This window comes from Prevotella sp. TCVGH (assembly GCF_023522295.1).
GTDB classification, from domain to species: domain Bacteria; phylum Bacteroidota; class Bacteroidia; order Bacteroidales; family Bacteroidaceae; genus Prevotella; species Prevotella timonensis.
In genome coordinates this window covers 1-9469 of sequence record NZ_QFFX01000081.1, presented here as the reverse complement: position 1 = coordinate 9469, position 9469 = coordinate 1, and the positions used below count along the sequence as shown (strand labels likewise).

Here is a 9469-nt window from a genome sequence, read left to right as displayed (position 1 = left end):
TATTCCTTTCTTCCTTTACAGGCTTATGAAATTATGTGCATGAGAGGAGGGGTGCAACTGGGTTTTACGACTGACCCTAACATTCGGATTGTTATCATTCAGCCATTCTTCTATGAGAGGTAAAGAAGCTTCATACCCTCTGTGTTTGCAGACTTCATCGAAAGCCTTTGCAAGCATTTCCTGCACACGCCAATTCTCGTCGGTGCTTATTCGCTCTTTCAGAAAACGAAGAGCGCTATTATCCTCTGTTGCCAGTCTGCCCAATATAGTTGTTGCTAACATTCGAGCTTGATAGGCTTCATGTTCAAACAACGTGAGTGCAACTTCAAAACATTTTTCCTTTGCGTGTGTTGAAAGGATTTCATCAGCTCCGTCAAGGATATGTTGAAATCCGTGTTCGACTTCTAATATCCTACTTAATATGTTATCAACGCTCATAATAAAACTGATATTTCATTTCAACAATCGCAGCGACAGGCATTACAATAAAGACCTAAAAGATAATGAAGCCTTGCAACCTTTTAGTTTTTCAACTTAAAAGAGTTTTCAATGCTCATTAATTCGTTGGAGAACATGGAGTCGACTTGTAAACGCTGCTCTATTCGAGAGCAACTGTGAATAACAGTAGAATGATCTCTGCCACCTACAAGTTTACCTATTCTGGAAGCTGGCATCTTAGTATATTTCTGCGCCAAATACATGGAGACTTGTCGTGCGGTCACCAAATCCTGCTTACGGCTCCTACCATTGACTGCCGATACGGATACGTTGAAGTGATTGCAAACTTTTTCTAATATCTCATCAATGGTGAGCGGTTTGTCATCAATCTTCACTGCACGTTGAATTACTCTTTGTGCCAGTCTCATATCTACCGTACTATTATACACGACAGAGTAAGCAAGTAAAGAGTTTATCACACCCTCTAAATCTCTAACGCTCCCATTTGCCGTTTCAGCAATAAACTGGACTACATCTTCTGGAATTTGCAAACCATCTTTGCGTATCTTGCTGTTCAAGATATCAATGCAAAGCTGAACATTGGGCTTCTCTAACTCAGCTATTAACCCACAGGAAAAACGAGTCAGTAAGCGTTCGTTCATTCCTTTCAAATCTACAGGCGGTCTATCACTGGCTAAGATGATACGTTTACCATTACGGAAAAGATGATTAAAGATATGAAAGAAAGTGTCTTGTGTCTTTGTAGCGGTCATCCATTCCTGAATATCATCAACGATTAACAAATCAATGGTTTGATAAAAATTAATGAAGTCGTTAATCGAGTTTTGCAGCACAGCATTGGTGTACTGCACCTGAAACAGACGAGCACTGACATATAACACCCTTTTTTGAGCATAGAGTTGCTTCGTCCGCATACCTATTGCATTAATCAAATGCGTCTTACCACAACCCGAAGGTCCGTAAACGAACATAGGATTAAACTGAGTTTTTCGAGGATGTTCTGCAATAGAAAGTCCTACAGAGCGGGGCAACTTATTACTATCACCTTCAATATAATTATTAAAAGTTTGATGAGGATTCAAATTTGGATCCAGTTGTTGCGGCTGTGCTGCATCTAAAGCTGTGGGAGACTCGTTGACACGTGTTTTCGCCAACTGCGTTTTCACAGACAAATCAGTTTGCTCTGCCTCTACATCTTGCGTGAGATGATGCTCTTGATCGGTAACGATTCGATATTTTAACCTTATTTGGTCACAGAATGTACGACGCAATACTTTACTTAGCAAGTCTATATAATTTTCTTCCAAATACTCATACACAAAGGGGCTGGGTACTTGTACCAAAAGAGTTCGAGTCGATTCTTCAAACGACTCGTACACTATAGGCTTGAACCATGTATTATATTGCTGCTCAGAGACATTCTCACGGATAAGCGTAAGGGTCTTGTCCCAAGCTTCGTTAGGACTTACATTCATTTAATCATATCGTATTTTAGGTATGTCTTTCGATCAACCTCAATGCCAATTGACTGCAAAATTATAAAAGAAAATTTGAATAAACAAATGACAATTTTATCACAATGTCACCAAAATGTCGTAACTAACACAAACAACGCACTTTAAGACATTTTGAGGAAAAATAACATCGCTCACAAACAAAACCGTTCATAATGGTTTGATTACAAATAACTTAAATGCTTTTAGATAAAGATAACTACTTGAAGAGTGAAACATTCTTGTAACATTCCATAAGACTGTTAAAAAGAAGACTTTACAACCTTTCTGAAAATGTGAAACAAAAGTTTACCTATTTAGACACTTTATAATTAAACATCTTTGAGTCAAATGCAATTTTGATTCAAAGATGTTCATCATATCATTTACTGAAATCCATCTAAAAATTACTTATTCTTTCGTCCAAAGAGCGAAAAATGAACGTATCTCTTAGGTTGTTGTCTTAGATTAACTGCTAAAGAATCAATATTCTTCATCGTCTGGTTGAGATTATAATAAAGGGTGGGATCTTTTAACAAGAGCCCAAAAGTACCCGAATTATTATTTATTTTAGCAGTAAATTCCTGTACATCTGCCATCGCCTCATCCACTTTTGTCATGGTTGAAGCGACATCAATCTTCCTTAAATTGTCAGTGAATTGCTCAGTGTTCGCTAAGACGAGATTCGTTTTGGACACTATACCTGGCACTTCCCTATTTACATTGGTAAGCAAAATATGAAGCTGTTTTGACGAAGTTGATAAATTGTTAGTTATCTCATCGATATTATGGATAGAATGTGCAAGAGCAGGATCAGCCAACAAAGCGTTAAGATGAAACATCACCGAGTCTAACTTTGGCAATATTTGCTTGATGGTTGGTACCATCTCGGTCATTTTACCTACCGTACCTGTATCTATAGAGCCTGAAATCACTCCACCCGGCTGTACATATTGTCCCCGATGTGGTGCGATATTCAGCGTTACTTTGATATTTCCTAATACGTCACTACTAATTGAAGCAGTACTCCCCAATGGAATTTTCATTTTTCGATCGACTTCCGCCAAGACCTTTATTTTTTCTATATGACTGTAATCAAAATAAATTTTCTTGATACGCCCCACTTGATAGCCCGCGGCAAAAATTGGACTTGACTCGGTAAGCCCACTGATATCATTAAAAACGAAATAGTAGGTGTCACTGCTCGATAACAAGTTCGAACCTTTTAAGAACTTCATGCCAAAGAACAAAGCAACCAATCCTGCGACGGCTACGAGTGCAATCTTAATTTCTTGTATATGATTTCTCATGTTGTTTATTTCTTTTTAAGTTGTAAAAAGGTTTGAATGGCTTCGTTTACATTGGTGCGTTGTCCATTCTTGAAGGCGATGATAAAAGCATCGGGAAAACGATTGGTCAACTCTTTTTGCAACTTACGTATTTCATTATAATTGGTAGACGAACCAAAGGTGTACTTCCACAGAGTACCTTCTTGATACCACTCACACCCCTTGAGTCCTTTCAAAGCCTCATCATTGAGTGCTATTTTTCTGCTACTGCTCAAAATTTGTACTTTGAATATAGGAACATCAGGGTTCACTGGCGCTGGAATATCATCACGACTTTCTGCAATGACTTCAGGCTTGGATGTTTCAGTTACTGGTCGACTGTCGGTAGTGGTGGTCTCTTCTACTTTTTTCTCCTCTTTCTTCGATAAAACAGGAGTAGGTTCAGACTTCCTTTTTGCTTTTTTAGTCTTCGTTTCTTCTTTTTGTTTGTAAACCTGAGGTACAATTTCAGGAACAGTTGGCGTCACTTTTTTGGGCGCTTTATACGGCACTGTCAACCCCTCATAATACCTATTTTTATATTGAGCAAAAGCATTAAAAATTCCTCTCGCATACATGTCGGCAACTTGGGGTGCATTCATAAAAAGCTCTTCTTCTGGTGTAGAGATAAAGCCCAGTTCTAATAAGCATCCTGGCATAGACGAAAGACGCAACACCGCCAAATTGTTTTGATGAGCACCCATATCCTTTAAGCCAGTTGCGGCACAAATATGTTGCTGCATATATTTGGCAAGTTCTACGCTCTTTTGCATATTCACATCTTGAATAAACTCAAACATGATGTTACTCTCTGGAGAAGTTGGATCGAAACCTTGGTAGGTTTGTTGGTAATTCTCTTCAAGTAGGATGACCGAGTTTTCTCGCTTTGCTACTTCTAAATTCTTTATAATACCTTTCCTACCAGTATTTTGACCTTGCCCCAATGTATATGTTTGCACTCCCCTCACTTTACGTCCACCAGCTAAGGCATTGATATGAACTGAAATAAACAAATCTGCATGATTCTTGTTGGCAATCTCTGCACGAGTTACTAAAGGGATAAACACATCTGTTTTACGAGTATAGATGACTTTAACATCGGGGCATCGCTGTTCAACCAGCTTACCAAAAGCCAATCCAAACTTTAGAGTAAGGTCCTTCTCGCGTGAATAAACACCGATGGCACCATGATCTTTCCCTCCATGCCCAGGGTCAATAACGAGCGTAAACTTTTTGCTTGCAGCCATACAACTCACTGCAAACATCATCATCGTGAACAAACAGAACAGGCTCTTCTTATTCATAGGCGACAAATATAAGCATTTTCCACTGAAAACGTTGCTATTTTATTTAGTTTTTTCCATTTGTCAGATGCAATTCTACGCCAGCACCATCGCAATCAGCACCCATGGGAGGATTGATCTTCATGATTTCTATGTCTACTTCCTCAATCACGGGATAGCTATCTATCAAACACTTTCCTATCCTACCTGCCACATGTTCCAATAGTTGCGACGGTTTTTCCATCTCCCTACGGATGCACTCGTAAGCATCGGCATAGCTAATGGTATCGGCAATACAATCGGTCTGAAAAACATCAGAGAGTGGAAACTTAATCCGAACGTTCACCAAATAGTCGTTCCCTGTAATACATTCCTGCGGTAACATGCCGTGGAAGGCATGAAACCGCAGGTTACGTAAGAAAATATAACTCGATTGTATCTTCATAAAGGTTCTTTATCCACAGCGACTTGCACCGCAATTCTTACAGATGAGGCATCCCTCTTGGTAAATCAACGTCTCATGTCCGCAAACAGGACACTTCCGCCCTTTCGCCTCAGTACCATCGTCTACATATTTTTTCAAGGCGCGTTCCACACCATTTTTCCACGTGTTGATACTCTCGTCTTTCAACTGTAAGGAACCCACTAAATTAATCACGTGGTCAATAGGCATACGATAACGAAGCACACCGCTAATAAGTTTAGCGTAATTCCAATACTCGGGATTGAACTTCTCACTCAATCCTTCGACCGTTGTCTTATAGCCACGCTTGTTCTTAAATTGAAAGTCGTAACGACTGGGGCCATCTTCTTGCTTCTGTTTGATTATTTTACCTTTAGTCACTGACTTTGGCAACACGATACCCTCATCGTCATCTTGCAAACCAGTAAATATTTCATAGGGATAACCATCTAACAATCCGACGAAAGCTACCCATTTCTCTTTATTGTTTTGGAAACGTACAACATCGCATTCCAACTCCTTTGGGCGAACTTCTGTAACCTCAGGATGCTGGCAGGGCATCGTCACACGCTCCTCCATGTCATTATCTTTGGCTTGTTCTGCAGGTTCTTTCTTCGTATCTTTCTTAGACACAGAAATCATCACCCCTGCTCTGGATCCATCTCGATAGATGGTACACCCTTTGCATCCGCTCTTCCAAGCTTCTACATAGAGACGGTTCACCAGTGCTTCGTCTACATCATGGGGCAGGTTCACGGTGACGCTGATGCTATGATCTACCCATTTTTGAATGGCTCCCTGCATCTTCACCTTTTCCAACCAGTCGACATCATTGGCAGTAGCTTTATAATAAGGTGACTGTTCCACTAACTGATCGATTTCCTCTTGAGTATATCGCTTGGTTGTATCGATACCATTCACTTTCATCCATTCCAAGAATTTCTTGTGATAAACGATATATTCCTCAAAGCTATCTCCTACCTCGTCTACAAAATCTACATGCACATCGGTATCACTCGGATTAACCTTGCGACGACGCTTGTACACGGGCATAAACACGGGTTCAATGCCACTGGTAGTTTGTGTCATCAAAGACGTTGTTCCTGTGGGTGCAATGGTAAGACACGCAATGTTGCGACGGCCATACTTTTGTAAATCTTTATAAAGCTGAGGGTCGGCCTCTTTGATACGAAGTAAGAAAGGATTGTTTGCCTCGCGTTTGGCATCAAACACTTCGAACGCACCACGTTCTTGCGCCATGGTGACAGATGAACGATAAGCATTCAATGCCAATGTTTTATGAATATTAACCGAGAATTCTGTTGCTTCTTTGGTGCCATAGCGCAAGCCCATAGCGGCAAGCATATCACCTTCGGCAGTGATGCCTACACCGGTACGGCGTCCCTGTCCGCTCTTACGTTTTATTTTCTCCCAAAGATGACTTTCTGTCTCCTTCACTTCCTTGCTCTGCGGATCTATCTTGATTTTTTTCAAGATACGGTCAATCTTCTCTAACTCTAAATCCACAATGTCATCCATCAGTCGTTGAGCAATTTGTACATGCTTTGAAAACTTCTCCATGTCAAAATACGCATCGCTCGTAAATGGATTTACCACATAAGAATAGAGGTTGATGCTGAGCAAACGGCAAGAATCGTATGGACACAAAGGAATCTCTCCACAGGGGTTGGTACTCACTGTACGGAAACCTAAGTCGGCATAGCAGTCGGGAATGCTTTCACGTAGAATTGTATCCCAAAACAACACCCCAGGTTCTGCACTCTTCCAAGCATTGTGTACAATTTTTTCCCACAATGACTTTGCTGCAATTTCCTTTTTCATGGAAGGTTCGTCGCTATCCACTGGGAACTGTTGCACATAAGGCTTGTCGTCTATAGCGGCTTGCATAAACTCATCATCTATCTTCACAGAGACGTTGGCACCTGTCACTTTCCCTTCTGTCATCTTTGCATCAATGAAAGCCTCACTATCAGGGTGCTTGATACTCACGCTGAGCATCAGTGCGCCTCGGCGCCCGTCTTGCGCTACCTCGCGCGTTGAATTACTGTAACGCTCCATAAAAGGAACCAGTCCCGTACTGGTAAGCGCAGAGTTATTAACAGGTGAACCTTTGGGGCGAATATGACTCAAGTCATGCCCCACTCCACCTCTTCGCTTCATCAGCTGTACCTGCTCCTCGTCAATGCGCATAATAGCGCCATAGGAATCTGCATCACCGTCTAATCCGATAACAAAGCAGTTGCTCAAACTGGCTACCTTATGGTCGTTGCCAATTCCTGTCATAGGACTGCCTGCTGGAATAATGTACCTGAAATGGTCTAACAACTCAAAAACTTCTTGAGCACTCAACGGATTTTTAAATTTATTTTCAATCCGTGCTATCTCGTTGGCAATGCGCCAATGCATATCTTTAGGCGATTTCTCATAGATATGCCCAAAGCTATCTTTCATGGCATATTTGTTCACCCAAACTCTTGCGGCTAATTCGTCACCCGAAAAATATTGAAGAGCCTCTTGGTATGCTTCTTCGAAAGAGTAAGTTTTCGCTTGTTCCATTGCTATACGATAAAAAGAATGTATTAGTTTGATGTTCTTACAATTGCTGTATTTGAAATCTTATGAGTGCAAAACTACAATTTATTTTCGATATAAAAAAATCATTTTTAGTATTTCGAACGCTTTTTATATACCACTTCCATATACGAAAGGTTTTTCTTGTAAAAAACAATCTTTTTTATTTTGTGTTGACAACAAACCTAATTCTCTATGAAACGAACCGTAAGGCTTGCAATCATTGTCAACCATATTCTTTCACTTGGTATAACAAAAATACCCTCTCGATGAAAGAGCTGCATCTTTTAACGTTCTGCATTTTTGATAAAGGAATCAATTATTTTTGTCCTATTATTTTACCAAAAATCGACCATTGAAAATCTTCAAAATAGAAAAATTTAATAGGCAAAAGGTAGACAAAAATACGCTGATTTGAACAAACGAAACGTCTTTTGAAGCTGGAACATTGAGTTAACACCCTTGGAAACATCTTTTAGAGGTGCTATTCACATACTTCAACGTCATTAAAGCATGCAAATAAGGGGCTTAGAGTAATGCTTTAGTCGTCAGAAAATTGTAAAATTTGGGATGAAAAGAGGAGGTTTAAGCATAACATATTCAATAGCAATCAATTACAAACATCGCTCATAACTCGTGTATTTACAACCAACTGTGACGTTGGTTGTAAATACGCGAGTTATGAAAGGCACTTTGTAAAGAAAATTCAGCATTTATTTTTATTGAATACAGCATAGTCGCAACTTTATATTCGCTGTACTGTTATTGCGTTTCGTGGTTCAAATATGAGTCTTAAATGGAAAAGCCCTTGTTTTTTATGCTCGTAAAGTTTTCTTTTTAGAAAATCTTTATAACTTTGTAGAAACAAAAATAATCAAATATGAAAACCATCAACACCAGAAGAAGTATTAGAGTTTACCAAAACAGAGATGTAGACAACGACTTACTCAATCGTTTGTTGTCCGAAGCGACACACACCCAGACCATGGGGAATTTGCAGCTTTATTCCGTGGTAATAACACGCAATAGCGAGAATAAAAGAAAACTCTCACCCGTCCATTTTCACCAACCTATGGTAGAATCGGCTCCAGTTGTGCTGACATTTTGTGCAGACTTTAGGCGAACCACAAAATGGGCAGAATGTAGAAATGCGCAACCGGGTTATAACAACTTTTTGAGTTTCCTCAATGCCATGACTGACACGCTGCTGTTCTGCCAAACTTTTTGTCAACTTGCAGAAGAGGAAGGGTTGGGATTATGCTATTTAGGCACAACACTTTACTCCCCTGAAAAGATTATCGACATTTTGAAGTTACCCAAATTAGTGATGCCCATTGCGACTATCACCTTAGGTTGGCCCGATGAATCGCCAGCTGTTTCTGACCGTCTTCCACTATCGGCAATTGTTCATCACGAAACTTTTGAGGATTATACTCCTAAAAGAATCGACGAGAGTTACAAACAGAAAGAAAACTTACCCAAAAACATTCACTTTTGTGAAGTGAATCATAAAGAGACTTTGGCTCAAGTATTTACAGACCTTCGCTATACGCAAAAAGACAACGAGGCAATGTCGGAAAATTTCTTAAACACCCTGAAACAGCAGGGATTTCTATAAACATCTCTCACCGCCATTTGCCTACAATGCTTATACCCTAAATGAACATGGAGGAAACCTATACATCTCCTTTTTGTTGACCACCTATTGAAAACATACAAGTTACCCGTTGGCGGAATTAATTTAAGTTGATAAACATGAATAAAAAGTTGCACTTATCATTGATTTTTAGTAACTTAGTAGTATTCAAAACGTTAAGTTTAAACCATCGTATGTACAACCTTTATACAAAA

At 39.8% G+C, this 9469-nt stretch carries 6 protein-coding genes and 1 pseudogene; 1 reads left to right on the top strand and 6 read right to left on the bottom strand.

Annotated features, from left to right (window positions below):
* Positions 1 to 78: 78 nt before the first annotated feature.
* The 6 genes and pseudogenes from DEM91_RS11220 to DEM91_RS11195 all read right to left on the bottom strand — a co-directional run.
* Positions 79 to 438, bottom strand: a pseudogene (locus tag DEM91_RS11220) (DNA alkylation repair protein); the annotation flags it as partial.
* 83 nt (positions 439 to 521) lie between these two features.
* A complete protein-coding gene (dnaA, locus tag DEM91_RS11215) occupies positions 522 to 1934 on the bottom strand; it encodes a chromosomal replication initiator protein DnaA (RefSeq protein WP_025073014.1) in 1413 nt (470 codons plus the stop codon).
* 425 nt (positions 1935 to 2359) lie between these two features.
* Positions 2360 to 3262 carry an MlaD family protein gene (locus DEM91_RS11210; RefSeq protein WP_249858986.1) on the bottom strand — a complete coding sequence of 301 codons (903 nt, stop codon included), beginning with the start codon at positions 3260 to 3262 and terminating at the stop codon, positions 2360 to 2362.
* A gap of 5 nt (positions 3263 to 3267) precedes the next feature.
* On the bottom strand, positions 3268 to 4584 hold the full coding sequence (locus DEM91_RS11205; protein WP_249858985.1) for an N-acetylmuramoyl-L-alanine amidase: 1317 nt from the start codon (positions 4582 to 4584) through the stop codon (positions 3268 to 3270).
* Between the two features lie 46 nt (positions 4585 to 4630).
* The gene (gene folB / locus DEM91_RS11200) at positions 4631 to 5008 is read right to left on the bottom strand and encodes a dihydroneopterin aldolase (RefSeq protein ID WP_249858984.1); all 378 of its coding nucleotides are present in this window, start codon (positions 5006 to 5008) and stop codon (positions 4631 to 4633) included.
* Positions 5009 to 5017: 9 nt separating this feature from the next.
* Complete coding sequence (locus tag DEM91_RS11195; protein WP_249858983.1) at positions 5018 to 7603, bottom strand: adenosylcobalamin-dependent ribonucleoside-diphosphate reductase; 2586 nt, start codon at positions 7601 to 7603, stop codon at positions 5018 to 5020.
* An 895-nt stretch (positions 7604 to 8498) separates the two neighbouring features.
* Here DEM91_RS11195 and DEM91_RS11190 point away from each other — a divergent pair.
* Positions 8499 to 9236: a nitroreductase family protein gene (locus DEM91_RS11190; protein ID WP_249858982.1), complete on the top strand. Its 738-nt coding sequence runs from the start codon at positions 8499 to 8501 to the stop codon at positions 9234 to 9236.
* Positions 9237 to 9469 lie beyond the last annotated feature (233 nt).